The 17,704-nt window shown below is 29.1% G+C and carries 17 protein-coding genes and 1 tRNA gene; 8 read left to right on the forward strand and 10 right to left on the reverse strand.

What is annotated here, in order from left to right; genetic code table 11:
* Nucleotides 1–10 precede the first annotated feature (10 nt).
* Both AB8B22_RS09465 and AB8B22_RS09470 read right to left on the reverse strand, forming a co-directional pair.
* A complete protein-coding gene (locus AB8B22_RS09465; RefSeq protein ID WP_369710923.1) occupies nt 11–1,384 on the reverse strand; it encodes an aminopeptidase in 1,374 nt (457 codons plus the stop codon).
* A gap of 260 nt (nt 1,385–1,644) precedes the next feature.
* Nucleotides 1,645–3,000, reverse strand: a complete 1,356-nt coding sequence (locus tag AB8B22_RS09470) for a glucose-6-phosphate isomerase (protein ID WP_369710924.1) — start codon at nt 2,998–3,000, stop codon at nt 1,645–1,647.
* 188 nt (nt 3,001–3,188) lie between these two features.
* Between AB8B22_RS09470 and AB8B22_RS09475 the strand changes: the two genes are divergently transcribed.
* The 3 genes from AB8B22_RS09475 (at nt 3,189) to AB8B22_RS09485 (ending at nt 5,639) form a co-directional block, all read left to right on the forward strand.
* The gene (locus tag AB8B22_RS09475; protein WP_369710925.1) at nt 3,189–4,508 is read left to right on the forward strand and encodes an MATE family efflux transporter; all 1,320 of its coding nucleotides are present in this window, start codon (nt 3,189–3,191) and stop codon (nt 4,506–4,508) included.
* An 83-nt stretch (nt 4,509–4,591) separates the two neighbouring features.
* Nucleotides 4,592–4,906, forward strand: a complete 315-nt coding sequence (locus AB8B22_RS09480; protein WP_094079684.1) for a winged helix-turn-helix transcriptional regulator — start codon at nt 4,592–4,594, stop codon at nt 4,904–4,906.
* A 70-nt stretch (nt 4,907–4,976) separates the two neighbouring features.
* Nucleotides 4,977–5,639 (forward strand): hypothetical protein, encoded by a 663-nt coding sequence (locus AB8B22_RS09485; RefSeq protein WP_369710926.1) that lies wholly within the window; start codon nt 4,977–4,979, stop codon nt 5,637–5,639.
* Nucleotides 5,640–5,734: 95 nt separating this feature from the next.
* Here the strand turns inward: AB8B22_RS09485 and AB8B22_RS09490 are convergent, their stop codons facing one another.
* The 8 genes from AB8B22_RS09490 to AB8B22_RS09525 all read right to left on the reverse strand — a co-directional run bounded on the left by AB8B22_RS09490 (nt 5,735) and on the right by AB8B22_RS09525 (nt 13,897).
* Nucleotides 5,735–6,046: a hypothetical protein gene (locus AB8B22_RS09490; RefSeq protein WP_068155935.1), complete on the reverse strand. Its 312-nt coding sequence runs from the start codon at nt 6,044–6,046 to the stop codon at nt 5,735–5,737.
* A 49-nt stretch (nt 6,047–6,095) separates the two neighbouring features.
* Complete coding sequence (gene glmS / locus AB8B22_RS09495) at nt 6,096–7,925, reverse strand: glutamine--fructose-6-phosphate transaminase (isomerizing) (protein WP_369710927.1); 1,830 nt, start codon at nt 7,923–7,925, stop codon at nt 6,096–6,098.
* A 312-nt stretch (nt 7,926–8,237) separates the two neighbouring features.
* Nucleotides 8,238–8,312 (reverse strand) — tRNA-Gln (locus tag AB8B22_RS09500).
* Nucleotides 8,313–8,487: 175 nt separating this feature from the next.
* Nucleotides 8,488–9,027: a serine O-acetyltransferase EpsC gene (epsC, locus tag AB8B22_RS09505; RefSeq protein ID WP_094079681.1), complete on the reverse strand. Its 540-nt coding sequence runs from the start codon at nt 9,025–9,027 to the stop codon at nt 8,488–8,490.
* Nucleotides 9,028–9,194: 167 nt separating this feature from the next.
* A complete protein-coding gene (gene cysK / locus AB8B22_RS09510; RefSeq protein ID WP_369710929.1) occupies nt 9,195–10,115 on the reverse strand; it encodes a cysteine synthase A in 921 nt (306 codons plus the stop codon).
* Between the two features lie 138 nt (nt 10,116–10,253).
* Nucleotides 10,254–11,072, reverse strand: a complete 819-nt coding sequence (locus AB8B22_RS09515) for a M3 family metallopeptidase (protein ID WP_369711954.1) — start codon at nt 11,070–11,072, stop codon at nt 10,254–10,256.
* Between the two features lie 29 nt (nt 11,073–11,101).
* Complete coding sequence (locus AB8B22_RS09520) at nt 11,102–12,349, reverse strand: RNA-guided endonuclease InsQ/TnpB family protein (RefSeq protein WP_369710931.1); 1,248 nt, start codon at nt 12,347–12,349, stop codon at nt 11,102–11,104.
* A 615-nt stretch (nt 12,350–12,964) separates the two neighbouring features.
* On the reverse strand, nt 12,965–13,897 hold the full coding sequence (locus AB8B22_RS09525; protein ID WP_369710932.1) for a hypothetical protein: 933 nt from the start codon (nt 13,895–13,897) through the stop codon (nt 12,965–12,967).
* 669 nt (nt 13,898–14,566) lie between these two features.
* Here AB8B22_RS09525 and AB8B22_RS09530 point away from each other — a divergent pair.
* From AB8B22_RS09530 to AB8B22_RS09550, 5 genes are all read left to right on the forward strand, one after another.
* Complete coding sequence (locus AB8B22_RS09530; RefSeq protein ID WP_369710934.1) at nt 14,567–15,115, forward strand: hypothetical protein; 549 nt, start codon at nt 14,567–14,569, stop codon at nt 15,113–15,115.
* Nucleotides 15,116–15,268: 153 nt separating this feature from the next.
* The gene (locus AB8B22_RS09535; RefSeq protein ID WP_369710935.1) at nt 15,269–15,886 is read left to right on the forward strand and encodes a J domain-containing protein; all 618 of its coding nucleotides are present in this window, start codon (nt 15,269–15,271) and stop codon (nt 15,884–15,886) included.
* Between the two features lie 80 nt (nt 15,887–15,966).
* Complete coding sequence (locus AB8B22_RS09540; RefSeq protein ID WP_369710937.1) at nt 15,967–16,443, forward strand: B-box zinc finger protein; 477 nt, start codon at nt 15,967–15,969, stop codon at nt 16,441–16,443.
* Between the two features lie 116 nt (nt 16,444–16,559).
* Nucleotides 16,560–17,030 carry a hypothetical protein gene (locus tag AB8B22_RS09545; protein WP_369710939.1) on the forward strand — a complete coding sequence of 157 codons (471 nt, stop codon included), beginning with the start codon at nt 16,560–16,562 and terminating at the stop codon, nt 17,028–17,030.
* Nucleotides 17,031–17,064: 34 nt separating this feature from the next.
* Entirely contained in the window at nt 17,065–17,649 is a 585-nt protein-coding gene (locus tag AB8B22_RS09550; RefSeq protein WP_369710941.1) for a hypothetical protein, read from the forward strand.
* Nucleotides 17,650–17,704 lie beyond the last annotated feature (55 nt).

The raw sequence follows: 17,704 nt of genomic DNA on the forward strand, positions 1-17,704 counted from the left end.
ATATTCTCCTTTATATTTCAAAAAACACTTTATATGCTTTATATGTCTCATACAAATCAGCTTTCGAAGAAATCTCAAATAGCGAATGCATAGATATAAGTGCAGGTCCTGCATCTATTGTTCTTATTCCATAATAAGCCAAGAATTTTGCAACAGTTCCTCCACCGCCTTCGTCTACTTTGCTAAACCCTCCAATCTGATATTCTATGGCATTTTTCTCGAAAACTTTCCTAACTTCTTGAATAAATTCCGCGTCAGCATCACTCGATCCGAACTTTCCTCCGCTACCGGTATATTTTGCAAAAGCTATTCCATAAGATAATCTCGCCACATTATCTAAATCGTGAACTGAAGAAAAAACTGGATTTATAGCCGCCGTCACATCTGATGACAATGCTTTTGAGTTCCACAATGTTTCTCTTAAAATTTGGTCATTATAATTTTTCTCTGTCATTGACAAAATTTTTCCTACAATATATTCTGGTAATGTCGATTTTAATCCCGTTGAGCCCTCACTTCCAATCTCTTCCTTATCAGTCAAATAAACCATAACTGTTTTTTTAGGATTTTTAACTTCATATAACGCTTTTAGCGAAGTATATGCACAAATTCTGTCATCTTGTCCATAACCACCTATCATAGTTTCATCTAGACCTACATCTCTTAATTTACCAGCTGGAACAATTTCTAACTCTGCTGTAAAAAAGTCATCTTCTTCTATTCCATATTTTTCCTTTAATTTGTTTAAAACCCATTGTTTCACTTTTTCATCAATATCTTTGTTCTTTACAGGCGTATTCCCGAAAAGCAGTTTTAATTCCTCACCCTTTATTACTTCTGCCGTTTCTCTTTCTCCTTGTACTTTATGAGCTAAATGTGGCAAAATATCAGGTACACAAAATACAGGTTCCTTTTCTTTTTCTCCAATTGATAAAGTTACTTTTTTACCATCTTTTAGATAAATTACTCCGTGTAATGCAAGCGGAGTTGAAGCCCATTGATATTTCTTTATTCCTCCATAATAATGTGTATTTAATAGTGCAAATTCTTCTACTTCCTTAATCGGATTCGGTTTCAAATCCAGTCTAGGTGAGTCCAAATGCGAAACGACCATATTAATTCCATTTTTTATATCTTCTTTTCCAATAATTATTGCAATAATATTTTTATCTCTATTGTTAAAATAAACTTTATCTCCTTCTTTTAAAGTTTCTTTTGCATTTATATCAATAAAACCATTTTCTTTAAGTTCTTTTTCCGTTACTACAACAAATTCTCTTTCCGTTTTTGCCAAATCCAAATATTTTTTATACCCTTCGGCAAACTCAAATACTTTTAATTTTTTTTCTTCGGAATAGTTTTTCCATAAATTCTCTTTTGTCACCGCTAACTCCTTTTATTCATTTCTCATAAATATATTTTATTATTTATCTTTAAATTACTTTCAATTAAATTTTTCGATAAACAATTTAATAATTAAACCAATTTTAAAATTAATATTACATCTATCCAAATATATTTTACATCTTTTTTATAAAAAATCAAGTTATTTTTAAAATAATTAAAAAAAAGTTATTTTTTAATTTTCTTTTACTAAAAAATAACCCTTTTTTACTACATTTATTTTTTAAAAAAATCTTTTATTTATTCCATTTCTTTTAACTTTGCTTCCAATTCTTTTCCCGCTTCTTCATATCCTGGCTTTCCAAGCAATGCAAACATATTTTTCTTGTAAGCTTCTACTCCTGGTTGATCAAATGGATTTACACCCAATATATATCCACTTACTCCACATGCTTTTTCAAAGAAATAAAAAGCGTATCCTAAATGATAAGGAGTTGATTCAGGAATATTTACCGCTAGATTAGGTACTCCACCATCAACGTGAGCCAAAATAACTCCGTCTCTCGCTTTTTTATTTACATAATCCAAAGTTTTCCCTGCCACAAAATTTAATCCATCCAAATTTTCTGCATCTTTTTCAATTTCAAATTCAACCGATGGTTTGTCAATTGAAACAACAGTTTCAATGAATACTCTCTGACCTTCTTGAATATATTGTCCTAAAGAGTGCAAATCAGTTGAAAAATCAGCTGATGATGGATAAAGTCCTTTTCCATCTTTTCCTTCAGATTCTCCAAATAATTGTTTCCACCATTCAGCGAAATAATGTAATCTTGGTTCATAATTGACCATCAATTCCACACTTTTACCTTTTCTAAGTAAAATATTTCTAACAGCTGCATATTGCAGAGCTTGGTTTTCTTCCAATTTTTTGCTAGAAAAATCTTTTACAGCATCAGCCGCTCCTCGCATCAACTCATCAATGTCTATTCCAGCCGCAGCGATTGGCAATAGTCCAACTGCTGTTAAAACAGAAAATCTTCCTCCAACATTATCCGGTACAACAAAAGTTTCGTATCCTTCACTTGTAGCTAATGTTTTTAATGCTCCTTTTGCTTTATCAGTAGTGGCAAAAATTCTTTCTTTTGCACCTTCTTTTCCGTATTTTTCTTCCAACAATTTTTTGAACACTCTAAAAGCGATTGCTGGTTCAGTTGTTGTTCCAGATTTTGAAATAATATTTACTGAAAAATCTCTGTCTCCAATTGCTTCAATTAGGTGTTTCAAATAAACTCCGCTCATATTTGTTCCAGCGAAATAAATTTCTGGGGTATTTCTTTTTTCTTTTGGTAAATTATTATAAAAACTGTGTGATAAAAATTCAATTGCAGCTTTTGCTCCCAAATAAGAACCACCAATTCCAATTACGACCAACACTTCTGAATTATTTTTAATTTTTTCGGCAGCCTTTTTTATTCTAGTAAATTCTTCTTTGTCATAGTCGCAAGGTAAAGTTGTCCAACCTAAAAAATCGTTCCCCGCTCCTTCCTTGTTTACTAAAACTTCATTTGCCAATTCTACAAATGGTTTTAGTTGAGTAATTTCTTTTTCATCAAAAAAATTTTTTGCAAATTTATAACTAAATTCTAATTTCATCTTTTTTTCTCCTCAAATCTATAAAATATTTTTTTACATTTTAAGTATATCAAAAAAATATATTTTTTTCAAATAAAAATACTACTAAAATTTTTACTTACAAAAAAGTATGTTATTCATATCAAATGAAATAAATGTTAAAATATCAATTAAGAGGCAGATAAAGAAAAAAAGGAGAAAAAATAAAGATGAAAGACTTAACAAAAGGAAACGAATTAAAAACTATAATTTATTTTTCTTTACCAATTTTAATAGGAAATTTATTTCAGCAGATTTATAATATTTCAGACACAATCATTGTGGGAAATTTTTTAGGAAAGGAAAGCCTTGCGGCTGTAGGCTCAAGTTATCAAATTAATGTACTTATAATAGCTGTTTCTATAGGTATTTCATTAGGGACAAGCATTCTAATTTCCCAATATTTTGGTGCAAAAGATATGGACAATTTGAAAATCACGGCAAATACAGGATTTATCTTTTCCATAATTTTATCTCTTATTGTTACAACACTAGGTTTTTTACTGTCAAACAATATTTTAATTTTAATTAATGTTCCACAAAAATTGTTACTGGAGGCAAATATCTATTTAAAAATAATTTTTATTGGAGTTGTCCCAACTTTTGGTTATAACTCCCTCACAAATACGCTAAAAGGCGTAGGTGATTCAAAAACGCCGACTTACATCTTAATTACCGCAGTGATTTTAAATATTATCCTAGATATATTTTTTGTAGCAGTACTAAACTCTGGAGTTGCAGGAGCAGCAATTGCAACAGTTATTTCACAGTTTATTTCCTTTTTTCTTTGCTTATTTTACATAAAATTTAAATATCCAAATTTAATTTTTCAAAAACATTATTTCAATTTAAATTTTAATATTTTAAAGGAAATACTGATTATTGGAATGCCAGCAATGTTACAGCAAGTTTTAATCAGCCTAGGATTTATTGTTATTCAAATTCTTGTAAATGGATTTGGAACAGACTGTATTGCAGCTTTTATTTCTGCTTCCCGAATTGACTCCTTTGCAGAATTGCCATCCATAAATTTAGGACAGGCGTTGATGACTTTTACAGCCCAAAACTATGGAGCCAAAAAAATGGATAGAATAATTAAAGGTGGAAAAGATAGCCTAATTTTAGGAATCACATTTTCCATCATAATCTCAATTATTATTTTTATTTTTCCAGCATTCTTTATTTCAATATTTAACCGAAATCCCGAAGTGATTTTTATAGGAAATCAATATTTACGTATAATTTCAGCATTTTACGTAATTTTCTGCACAATGCAAATACTAAATGGATTACTACTAGGCTACGGAAAATCCTTAGTTCCACTAATAGCCTCTATCACTTCATTTTGTATGTTTCAAGTGCCTCTAGCCATTTTACTTTCCAAAACATCGTTAGGCTATAACGGAATTTGGATTGCCGCACCGATAGGCTGGACAGGAGGACTGCTAATTCGAGTGTGGTATTTTATAAAAATTTCTAAAAAAATATAGAAAAATTAAAAGAATTATAGTAAAATCAAGATTATTTGGTATTTTTTAAAATTTCAAATAATTTCATCGAAAGGAAAATTTATATGGAAGAAAAAATTTACACTTGTCCGCTGGAATTAACTCAAAAAATATTATCAAAAAAATGGACAGTCATCATATTATGGCTTTTAAGACACGGAAAAGTCAGAACAAAAGATTTCAAAAATCAAATAAAAGGCAGTAACGAAAAAATGATTATCGAGCATCTAAACTATTTAATCGAAGAAAAACTCATCGAAAAAAGGGAATATGATGTTTATCCAAAAAAGACAGAATACGTTCTCACTGAAAAAGGAAAAGATTTGCTGCCTATTTTGGAACTTATGCAAAGTTATGGGAAGAAATATTATGTTAAATAAAAATTTTACATTTTCTAAAAAAATATGTTAAAATGACATTAGAAAATAAAATTTAAAGGAGTGATTATTTATGAAAAAGCTACTAACTTTTCTCTTACTAACTTTGTCAATCCAGCTATTTTCAGACAATTATAAAGTTATTCAAAAAAAAGGTGTCACTTTATCACAGCAAGAACTGGATAAGAATAATAAAGAAATCGAAATTGCAGCTAAAAGAGACTATAATTTAATTTTACAAGGAGCATCAATTGGAACAAAATCAATGCTTTCCCGAATGATGAATCAACAATTTCAAGCGTCTAAAAATAATAATCAGATACTTAAAAATTATCAAAAAAAGATAGAAAAATTTTCTAGTGATATGATTGATTATATGTTAAACAACAATAAAATTGAAGTTGAAAAAATAAGATATGTTAAAAATGATGTCGTGGAAGTTACATTAAATATAAAAATGCCAGATGTGGCAGGAAGCTACAAAAAAATATTTGAATTAATGACAAACGAAGATTTTATAAGCAAAAAAGAATTGAAGAATCTGTCAGAAGATGAAATTTTTGATAAAATAACAACAAAAATGTTTGAAACTGTGAAAAAAACTTTGGAACAAACACAAGAATATTCATCTTCAAAAGCTACAATTTATTTGGAAAAAGACAATGGAAAATGGGGAGTTGCTGAACTTGAAGAAAAATTAGAAAATTACAGACAAATGTATAAAATTTCAAAATAATTATATAAATTAAGTTTATAAAAGGGCTATCTTATAAAAAGATAACCCTTATTTTTTTATTACTCTTGTTCTTCTATGTAAATCTTATAAAATTACTATTTTTTAAATACACCAGTAACTTTATTTGCTAAGCCCTTAGCTCCTTCTACTGTCTTGTCTACTGCTTCCTCAGTGCCTTTTTTCACATCTTGAACAATTTTATTATTTGAAGCTTTTTCTGCTAAATCTTTTGCGCCTTCCACAGTTTTTTCAAAAACTTCTTCTGTTCCTTTTTTAATATTCTGAGCAACTTCGCTTCCTGCAACTTCCTTTGCTTTTTCAGCAGCCTTATCAGCTAAATTTTTTGCTCCATCTTCAGTTTTCTTTAAAGCGTCTTCCGCTCCTTTTTTCAAATCATCAAATTTCATAATTTTTTCCTCCATTTTCATTATTATTTATAATTATTAGATAATTATCTTATTCTACAGTTACTGATTTTGCCAAGTTTCTTGGTTTGTCCACATCATTTCCTTTTAATTTTGATAAATAGTATGCTAATAGCTGATGGATAACGATTGTTGGAAATCCTGCATAATCATCTTCTACATCTGGAATATAGAACACTTCATCCGCCACTTCTTCCACAACTGTGTTTCCTTCTTTTGCAATTGCGATAACGTAGGCTCCTCTTGACGTAACTTCCTTAATATTTGATACTGATTTTTCAAACAACCCAGACTGTGTAACGTTTACAACAACTGGTACTCCGTCTGTAATAAGTGCAATTGTACCATGTTTCAATTCCCCTGAAGCAAATGCCTCCGAATGAATATACGAAACTTCCTTGGATTTTAATGCACCTTCCACAGCGATTACATAGTCAAGCCCACGTCCAAGATAGAACATGCTTTCGCTATCTTTAATCTTATCTGCGGCATTTTTTATTTTTTCGTCATATTCCAGCATTTTCTGAATGCTTTGCTCCACATCATATAATTTCTTAATATCTTCAACTGCTTCATCTTTTGTAATTTTTCCAAATTTGTATGCAAAATCAATTGCCATCAAGTTTAAAATTACCATTTGAGTAGTGTATGCCTTTGTAGAAGCAACAGCGATTTCAGGTCCTGCCCAAGTATAAACTACGTGATCCGCTTCCCTTGCTATCGAAGAACCAACTACATTTGTAATTGCAACAATTCTCGCCCCATGTTTTTTTGCTTCTTTCATAGCCTCAAGTGTATCCAAAGTTTCTCCAGACTGGCTTAATACAATAACAAGCGTCTTCTCATCAATCACAGGATTTCTATATCTAAATTCTGACGCAATTTCAACATCCACACGGATTCTTGTTTTTTTCTCAATAATATGCTTTCCGGCAAGCCCAGCGTGATAAGCAGTTCCGCAAGCCACGATATAAATATCATTGATTCCGCTCAAATATTCCTTTGTAAGCCCCGCATCATCAAAATTAATGTTATAATTTTCATCAACTCTGCTGTTTAAAGTTTTTACAAGCACTTCTGGCTGCTCATGAATTTCTTTTTCCATAAAATATTCATAGCCACCTTTTGAAGCCGCTTCCAAATCCCACTCAACGTGTGTTACATCTCTTTTTATCTCATTTCCATCTACATCCATTATTTTGACAGAATCTTTTTTTATTTCTACAATTTCATTATTTTCAATCAAATATACATCTCTTGTATATTTTAAAATTGCTGGAATGTCAGAAGCGATAAAGTTTTCTCCTTTTCCAAGTCCCACAATCAATGGACTTTCTTTTCTTGCAGCAATAATTCTGTCAGGTTCTGAAATTGACATCATTCCTAGCGCATACGCACCTTTAATAATTTTTAGCAATTTTTTTACAGCTTCTAATAAATCACCTTCATAAAGGCTATCTAGCAAATGTGCCACAACTTCCGTATCAGTTTCTGACTTAAACTCATACCCTTTTGCGACTAAATCCTTTTTTAGTTCCAGATAATTTTCAATAATTCCATTGTGGACAACGACTAATGTCTTATCCTTGTTAAAATGAGGATGTGAATTTTCATCAGATGGTTTCCCGTGAGTTGCCCATCTTGTATGTCCTATTCCAATATTTCCTTCCAAAGGATTTTCCTTTAGAGCATTTTCCAAATTTTTTAGTCTTCCAACTTTTTTTACAATGTTAAATTCTGACTTTCCAGTATTTACAGCAATTCCAGCTGAATCATATCCTCTATATTCCAATTTCTCCAATCCATCAATTACAAAATCCTGAGCATTTTGTGAACCAATGTAACCTACTATTCCACACATAGCATTCTCCTTTACAAATATAAAATTCAAAAAGAATAATCACTATAATATTTTTGTTTTATAATTTCTTATAATTTTTGTATATTATTTAGGTTGTGATAACCTAAAGAGCATCCGCTGAAATTTCGATAACTCTTTTTCCTCGTCTCCTTTTAAAAAAGGACTAGCGCTATTTTAATTTTTATTCTTTTTGTCTAACAATTATATCAAATTTATTTTTATTTTTCAATATTTTAATTCTTTTTATGAAATATTAAAAAAAACTGCCTTTTTAGACAGTTTGTATAAATAACTATTTTAAATTTTTAAAAATGGCTGGGCTGAATGGATTCGAACCATTGCATGCTAGAGTCAAAGTCTAGTGCCTTACCGCTTGGCGACAGCCCAACAAATTATAATTTTTTTTACGACTTCACAAGTATACCAAAAAAAAATAATTTTGTCAACACTTTTTTTATTTTTATCCAAAAAATTTTTTATGGGTAATTTTAAAATAAAAAAATAGAGAGAATATCGAACTTCAATCTCAATATTCCCTATTTTTAAAACTTACTTTTACAAACTAAATATGCCACATAAAAAAGTCCTCTTCAGCTTTTTGAATAATTCTGGCAGGAATTCCAACAGCTACGGCGTTGTCGGGAATATCTTTTAAAACGACAGAATTTGCACCTATTTTTACATTGTTTCCAACTGTTATATTTCCCAAAATTTTTGCTCCCGCACCGACTGTCACATTATTTTTTAATGTAGGATGTCTTTTTCCTTTTTCAGTCGTCACTCCACCTAAAGTCACACCGTGATAAATTACACAATCATTACCAATTTCAGCAGTTTCTCCAACTACGATTCCCATTCCGTGGTCAAAGAAAATTCGTTTTCCTAAAGTTGCTCCTGGGTGAATTTCTATTCCAGTAAAAAATCTTGAAATTTGAGAAAAAAGTCTAGCCAAGAAAAAAAGTTTTTTCTTTTGAAAAAAATGCGCTATTTTGTGATTTATTACTGCATGTAGCGACGGATATAATAAAATTTCCAATTTATGTCTGGCTGCTGGATCTTTTTGAGCGATATTGTCAAATTCTTCTTTTAATTGCTTAAAAATGGCAAACTCCTCCTTCTTTTAGTTTTTTTAGCTTTCTATATATTTAATTTTATAAAATTTATAAAAAAATTTCAAGTAAATAATTTTATTACTACTTGAACTATTCTCATATTTTATATATTTTTTAAAATCAAGGAAGCAAAAATATGCTCCCTCTTTTCTTTTTTTTATTGTAAACTATTTCTAAATGCATCCACTGATAAATATTTTTCCCCACCGTCTGGAAGTATGGCTAGTACTTTTTTACCTTTTCCTAATTTTTTAGCAACTTTGTACGCTGCAGCTATTGCACTTCCCGAAGAAATCCCAACGAATAATCCGTTTTCCTTGGCAGCTCTTGTTGAAAATTCCACAGCTTCTTCATTTGTTGTTTTTATAATTTCATCGACTACGCTACTGTCATAGTTGGCAGGAACAAATCCAGCTCCAAGTCCTTGCTGCAGATGTTTTCCAGGTTGTTCTCCTGATAACACAGCTGATGAAGCAGGTTCTACAGCATATATTTTTGTTTCTGGTCTTTCTTCTCTCAATCTTTTTCCAACCCCAACAAGAGTTCCAGCTGTTCCAACTCCTGAAATATAAGCATCCAGTACAGGAAAATCATCTAAAATTTCTTTTGCTGTTGTTTCATAATGTTTTGCAGGGTTTGCAGGGTTTTTAAATTGTTGTGGCAAGAAATATCCATTTTCTTTTGCAAGTTCTTCAGCTTTTGCAATTGCACCCTTCATTCCTTTAGCACCTTCAGTTAAGATTAATTCAGCTCCGTAAGCAGATAAAATACTTCTTCTTTCAATACTCATTGAATCTGGCATAATAATTATAACTTTGTATCCTTTTGCTTTTCCTATCATTGCTAATGCAATTCCTGTATTTCCTGATGTTGGTTCTACAATTGTTCCACCTGGTTTTAATTCTCCAGATTTTTCCGCAGCTTCAATCATTCCAAGAGCTGCTCTATCTTTTACACTTCCTCCGATATTATATTTTTCCAATTTTACATAAATATCAGCAACATCATCACCTTTTAAAAAATTTAATTTTACAACTGGTGTATTTCCGATTAAATCAATAATATTTTCGTATATCATACGTTTTCCTCCATAATTTATTATATTTTTCAACTCTCATATTTGTATCTACAATTAGTATACCACTAAACATTTGTAAATGCAAGTAAAAAATAATTATTTAATTATATATTTTTTTTATAATTTAATATATTTTATTTATAATTTCATATCATCAATACTGTCCAAATATTCTTTTATCTTTGGCACAACTTCAGCTAATACGCCTTTTTCAAAAGGATTTTTTAAGTTTGCCGACTTCATCAACTCAAAAAATGGTTTACTTCCACCTAATTTACATAAATTTAAATATTCACTCCAAGCCTTTTCTCTATTTTCATTGGCTTTTATCCAAAACTGGAATGCACAAACTTGCGCTAAAGTGTAATCTATGTAGTAAAATGGCGATGAAAAGATGTGTCCTTGTCTAAACCAGAAAATTCCGTCTTTTAATTCTTCGACTTCTCCATAATCTCTTGTAGGAAGATATTTTTTTTCAATTTTAAGCCATTTTTCTCTTCTTTCCTGCGGCGAAACTTCTGGATTTTCGTAAACCCAGTGCTGAAATTCGTCCACAGTTACTCCGTATGGAATGAATAAAAGCGCTTCTGATAAATGAATAAATTTGTATTTTTCGGTATCTTCTTCAAAAAATAAATTCATCCACGGCCAAGTTAAAAATTCCATGCTCATCGAGTGAATTTCACAGGCTTCGTAAGTCGGCCACAAATATTCTGGAACTTCATAACCACGGCTTTGATAAACTTGAAAAGCGTGTCCGGCTTCGTGTGTCAAAACATCGACATCGTGCGAGGTCGCATTAAAGTTCGCAAAAATAAATGGCGATTTGTAATCTGGAATGTAGGTGCAGTATCCACCGCTCATCTTTCCTTTTTTTGAAAGCAAGTCAAGTAAATTATTTTCGGTCCTGAACCTCCCACGACTAAAGTCATGGGGTTCTAAAATCTTTAAAATTATTCAAAAATTTTCTAAGAAGTTTGATAGCTTTATACTACCCTTATTCTTTTAGGCGTGTCCAGCTCACCTCTATTGTATAGGACGCTTAAGTCCACAACTTTACTTTTTCTTAATATATTTAATGCTCCATTACAATCTGCATTTAATTGATAGCCTTTACTTGTTTGATATAGTCCTCTTTTTATCCTTTTTCCACTGAATATATATTCTTTTTGATTTTCTTTATCATATATTGGAATCTCATCTCCATCAAAGAAACTTGCTTTTGATGTATAACTCTCTTCTTGCAGCTTAAATTCTATTCCATATAGTTTACATAGATATATTAATTTATCTCTTAATTTTCCATATGGTATATTTACAAAGTTTTGATTATTTATACTTCCTATATTTGATTTTCTTTGAAAATCTTCATTATATCCTAAAATTATTTTTCCTATATCATTATTAAGACAATAATTTACAATTATTCTTGCTGCTTTTGAAAGATAATCTTCTATACGATTATTTCTCTTTCTAGCTATTCTTTTTTGTCTTAATGTTGTCCGCTTAATCTTTTGCTTATCTTTAATGCTTTGCAATTTTGCATTTATCTTATTATAGTATTGATTAATAGATTTTAATTTTCTACCATCTATTATGAATGATGCTCCATTATTAGTTACACAAGTGCAAAGATTGTCTATACCTAAATCAATTCCTAGTGCATTTTCTTTATTTAATTCCCTTTGAACTTCTTCTACCTCATAAGTATATTGAATTTCAAAGTACCTAGAATGTTGTTTAGGTATTATTCTAATTTCTTTTATCTTCTTGTCTTTTAATACTGGTGGTAGTTTTATTGCGATTTCCTTATGTGTCTTTCTAAATGAATTTGAATAAGGAACTATCAGCATATCATCTTTTAATCTAACAAAACCTATAACAAGAGTTGTAAAACCATCTTTATCAAGATATTTAGGTAATTTTATATCTTTAAAATTATATTGACCATTCTTAGCAAGTTTCAAAAGTCCAAAAAATGATTTGAAACTTCCGTCTACTTCCTTTAGAATTTGTTGAGCCATATTAGAATTTAATTTTTTATAGTTCTCGCTATTTTTAAGCATTTTATAGTTTTCGTTATAACTTAAATACTTTTTCTTATTAAAATAATACTGTCTAATATTATATATAGCTTCATTAGTTAAGTTCTTGGCTATATGAGATAAATATTTTAAATTCCTAAACTCTTTTTTACTAAGATGTTTTACTTGCTGTTTTAAAGTTAAATACATAGATATCACCTCCTTTTCATCAGAGATATTATACCATGTATTCTACATTTTATCTGTCAAAAAAGTAATATTTTTTATTTATTTTTAAATATTTTTAAAGTTTTTAAAACCCCACAACAGTGGGAAGTGTCGTTCACATAAGTGCGCTACTACTTATGCAGTTCTCATGGCATATATACTCCTTAATAAATTAAGGAGATTAGCCTTGAACCTCTTGTTATCTCTAACAAGCACAGACTATATCTTATCCATATCCTATTTCAAGGACTTAGGCGAAACCACTTCCAATACCAACCGCTTGTATTGTACTCCCCTCACGAGGGATAGTCGTTGAACTTTCCTTTTCAGGCTTAGCTGCTGATTGTCTATTATCATAATACTTAGGTTTTAACCTTATACCATCTAGTATGTTTTTTCTGTTTTCACTACCATCACACTTATACCATATTTTAACGAAGGTATTATGTTGTGGTTATACTAGCTTTAAGAGTTCCCAGCAGTTCAGTTTCTTTGTTGCACAGTTTTTCTTCTGTGTCTACATACAAGTTTCCCTATATGCTTACTAAAATTTTTGTGCAATTCATCTCACGACTAAAAGTCGCGAGTGTTCTTGCACTATTTAATAAATGTAAAAAATTCGTCAGTTTCTTTGGACAATTCTTTATACATTGTTTTTCCGTTATTTAAAATCCATTCAGGTGAACCATGCGGATCGGCATTTCCAGAATTGAATTTTATCGCTTCGTCGTAAAATCTCAATTTTTTTACACCCAATCTTTTTTCCTGTCTTTTTCTAAGTTCTGTATGAATTGGCACAATGTTTTCTAACACTTGTTTTCTGTATCCAGCGACCATTTTTGCGTCATATTCAAGCCGAGATAATCTTTTGTAGCCGAATTCCACATAATTTTTGTAACCCAATTTTTTTGCCATCTTATCTCTAACTTTTACAAGCGAGTCGTAAATATTGTCAAATTCTTCTTTATTTTCAGAGAAAAAATTAACAACTTTTTTAGCCGCTTCAATTCTCACATTTCTGTCTTTTGACTGAGTGTAAGGCACCATTTGTGATAAATTTAGCTCTTTTCCGTCAAACTCAATTTTTGCACTTGCGATAAGTTTTTCATATTTACTTGTAAGTCTATTTTCTTCCTGAAAATCTGGGATAACTTCGCTAGAAAATGTTTTTAGCGTATTTTCAGCCAGGTCAAACAAAAATTTTCCGTATTTTTGGATTAGCTCTTTTTTAAATTTAGAATTTACAAGCGCTTTATAAAAATCATTTGTAAAACCAAATAAAATTGGACTAATTTCGTCCATATACTCGTTTTCCTTATCGTAAAATTTGTCAGTTGTATCAATGCTATGTCTAATTGACACAAGTGTCTGCATCGTATCCACATAATTTCTAAGTTTTATAATTTTGTCAAAATATTCACATTGTTCTTCCACGTTTTTAGAATTTTCAAAATTTTTAATATTTTCAGAAAATTCATCTTTTATTTTTTCTACTTCTATATGTTCGTATTTGTAGTCATTAAAATTCATTTCTTTACTTCCTTTCACTTAATTTTTATACCCAAAGATTACCACAGTTATGGAAAAAAAGCAATTTTTTTATGTAAATAAATAGAGTAAAATATTTAGGAGTAAATAAAAACTTCTATTTTAGATTTCTTATTCAACCCATAAAATTATTAAAATAACATTTTTTTCTTTTTTATGCAGGAGTGCTATACAAAAGATGTCGTGATTTTTTTGGAGTAAAGACGACTGTCTGAATGAAGTGAGTTTCGGATTTACTTCAAAAAAATGCTTAGACGAGCGTGGGGATTATAAGGGGAAATGGCGGTCCTTTCCCTTATGTAAAAAATAAAAAACTATATTAAACAAAATAACATCTTGTAATCAAGAATAACTTAAAAAATTTGAAAGTAAAAATTTTGATTGATAAAAAACGACATCGAAAATCGTTTTTTAATAATAAATTAATATTATATAAATAAAATAAGCTGCTTATAACCAAAAAAAAAATGGTATATAATAACAGAAGTATATCCAAAAATTTGATATTAATTAAGAAAAGGTTAGAATAAAAAATTTAGGAACAGATTTTTAGTTATTTTAAAATGATGAAAACTCGGAGAAATCTCAGTTTTCTTACTTAGAAATTATTGGATATAAAAAAATTATAAAAAAGAAAGAAGGCTAAAAAATATGAAAAAATTTATTTTAATGTTAGTACTTATTTTTGAAACATTTGCTTTTTCAGAAATTACAACTAAAGAAGCAGAGAGCTTTTTCTCATCAGATACTAAAATTTATATTTCAAATCAAAAAGACTGGTTTTATGGTGAAGTACCAGGAACAGATGAGTCGTATTGGAAAAAATTCAACTATTTTATCAATGTAGTACCTGTTGGAAACAAATATAGAGTTTCATATACTCCGTTCGACAATGTAAAATCTTATGACAGAGAAAAATATCCAATATTAAATTATAGAATCGAGAAAAAATATTATGTAAACAGCCGAAAAAATCAAAATACACCAGTTACAGATTCTTATGAAATTACAATTGACTATGTGATTAGCGCAGGAACAGAAATTAGAAAAGGTAAAAAATATGAAAGAAATGACTTTCAAATACTTTCAGAAAATGAATTAAACGCTTTATTAAAATCAAAAAATGCAAAAAGACTTAATTCTAAAACTGAAAAAAATACAAGAATGTATTTAGATTGGCTACTTCACAATAATAATTAATTATTTTTAAAAAGAAACCTTTTGTTACAAACAATAATAAAAAAATTTTTAAACCAAGAAAAGAAAATTAAAATTTACAAAAAATAAACAATTTTATAAATTTTTAAAAAAATCAAAAAATTAATCAATTATTAAGAAAGGAAATAAAAAAATATGGATAGACAGAAAATCAGAATCATTCAATTTTCCACAAATGCAATTTTAACTTTTTTAACATATGTCAGTGGTATTTTAGGATACCTTCTTTTTATTCCACTTGCATTAACAGCTCTTGTAAGTTTTTTTATTCATAACTGGAGCTTCTTTTGGCAATTTTCAATTTTTGTGATTATTTTATTAGCAATTGCATTTTGTTCAGAAACATTAAATTTTAAACTGCCAGAAATGTTTGGAAAATTTTTTGATGAAGAGAAAGAAGATAAAAAAATATATCAGGAGTATGAAAATTGGTTTAATGAATGGTGTCAAAATGAATATGAAAAATATGAACGTGCAAGACAAAAACAGCAAAATCAAGGATATGGAGCTTACCATTCCGTAGAAGATATAATTGAAAAATTTGAAGAAAATCTTAAGATTCTTGGATTAAAAGCAAATTCACAACTTTCTCTTCAAAATATAAAAAAAGCACATAGAACAAAGGCAAAGGAACTTCATCCAGACAAAAATCCTGGAAAAGATACAACTGCCGATATGCAAAAAGTTAATGCGGCTAAAGAATATTTAGATGCCAATTTGGAATATTATTTATCTAAAAAATTTCAAAATTAAAAATAAAAATCTTAAAAGTTGAAATTTTTTATAAAATACATGATAATATTAAAAAATACATATTACTAGGAGGAAATACTATGAAATGTTTTTATCATCATGACAAAGATGCCCATGCCGTGTGTAAACACTGCAGTAAAGCAATTTGTTCGGATTGTTCAGTTAACATTGATGGAGAAATATATTGTCCAGATTGTTTTAGCACTGTTATTGAATATCAGAAAAAATATCTTACAAAACTTAAAATACGATATATAGTAGGAGGTGTATTAGCAGCAATTTTTTTCTTTGGACTAATAAAAGACAATCCTGGTGAAGCAATGATACTTGGGATAGGTTTGGGAACTTTCCCAATAGGACTTTTTGCAATGAAAAATTCGCCTAATCCGTATGTACCCATTACATATGAAGGTTTAGGAAAACTTTTATTAATAAAGTGGCTAATCGCCTTTGTATTTGGTCCAATTTTTGCTATAATTTCAATTTTTACTTATATGAAAACATCGCAAACTATTAAAAATAACGAGGCTTTACTTGAAAAAATAACTTGTCGTTAAATAGAAAATGCTCAAGAAATTTATAAAATATTTTTTATTATCGTGTATTTTATAAAAGTTTTAACTTTTGATATTTTATAAAAAAAATTATTAAACTAATAATGAAGGAGATTAATATGAAATCTAAAGAATACAATTACATAAAACTCTGCTATTTGGTAAAATATGTTTTTATTGCAATTTTTGTTATAAGAGCATTATTTTTAAAAATTTTTTACGGAAAAGAAATGAATGATTTAATACTAGGACTTATAATTTGGTCTGTCGTTATTTTCTATATTTTTAAAGGTCTATCTCTTGAAAATTCAATAATAATGAGAGAATTAAAAAGAAGAATGGAAAAATTGCCAATACCAAAAGAAAATAGTTTTAACTGGAATAAAAAAGGTGAAGTAGGTGTTTTTTTTACTGATCCAGAAAAAGGAACTTTTTGGTTTTGCAGTAACCAGACAAATTATGATTTATATGTTTATCCTATAATGGAATTCAATATATATGAAAATAATACTACAATTTTTTTTGAAAAAATAGCAGGAGATTGCGATTTAAAAAAATTTAAAATTCTAAAATTAAATACTGTATATTAAAAATTATAAAATATTATAAAGGGAAGTGAAAATAATGAAAAAAATTATAACTTTATTTATCATTTTAGCTATGTTTACTGTATCATGCGGGAAAAAAGTAAAAGTGGATGAATCAAAATGTCTTACGCCAGAAGGATTAAATGAAATGTTAAAAGAATATTACAGCCATGCAGGTGGTCCTCATGGAAATACTGATTCTTTTGATGAAAATTATGAAAGATTTCTTCAAATACACGCTACTATCGGTTGTGAAATTAATAAAGGAAATGTAAAAGAAAAATTTGAAGGTTTTGAAGAATCTAGAAGAGCATCAGGAAAAGAAAATTTGATATTAACTGATAAAGCAACGTATCCACTTGATATTTTAAAAACTTACAAACTTAATCTTACATATAAAACATTTGAAGAACAAAGAAAACATATAGATGAATATGCACAAATGCAAAAAGAATTAGAAAACTTAGATCCAAATAAATTGGAACAAGAAACAGTTAAAACATATAATGAAATTTCAAAACTTATTTCTAAAGAAAATCTAAAAAATTCTGATGTTTCATTAGTGGGTCCAAATGTAAATGTAGCACATATTTTACAAGGGGATTATGAATGGAATTACTAAAAAAAATAAAAAAGAAAGGAAAGAAGAAATATGAGCCATTTTATAGCAGTTATTA

It is taken from the genome of Leptotrichia rugosa (assembly GCF_041200005.1).
In the GTDB taxonomy this organism is placed as follows: domain Bacteria; phylum Fusobacteriota; class Fusobacteriia; order Fusobacteriales; family Leptotrichiaceae; genus Leptotrichia; species Leptotrichia rugosa.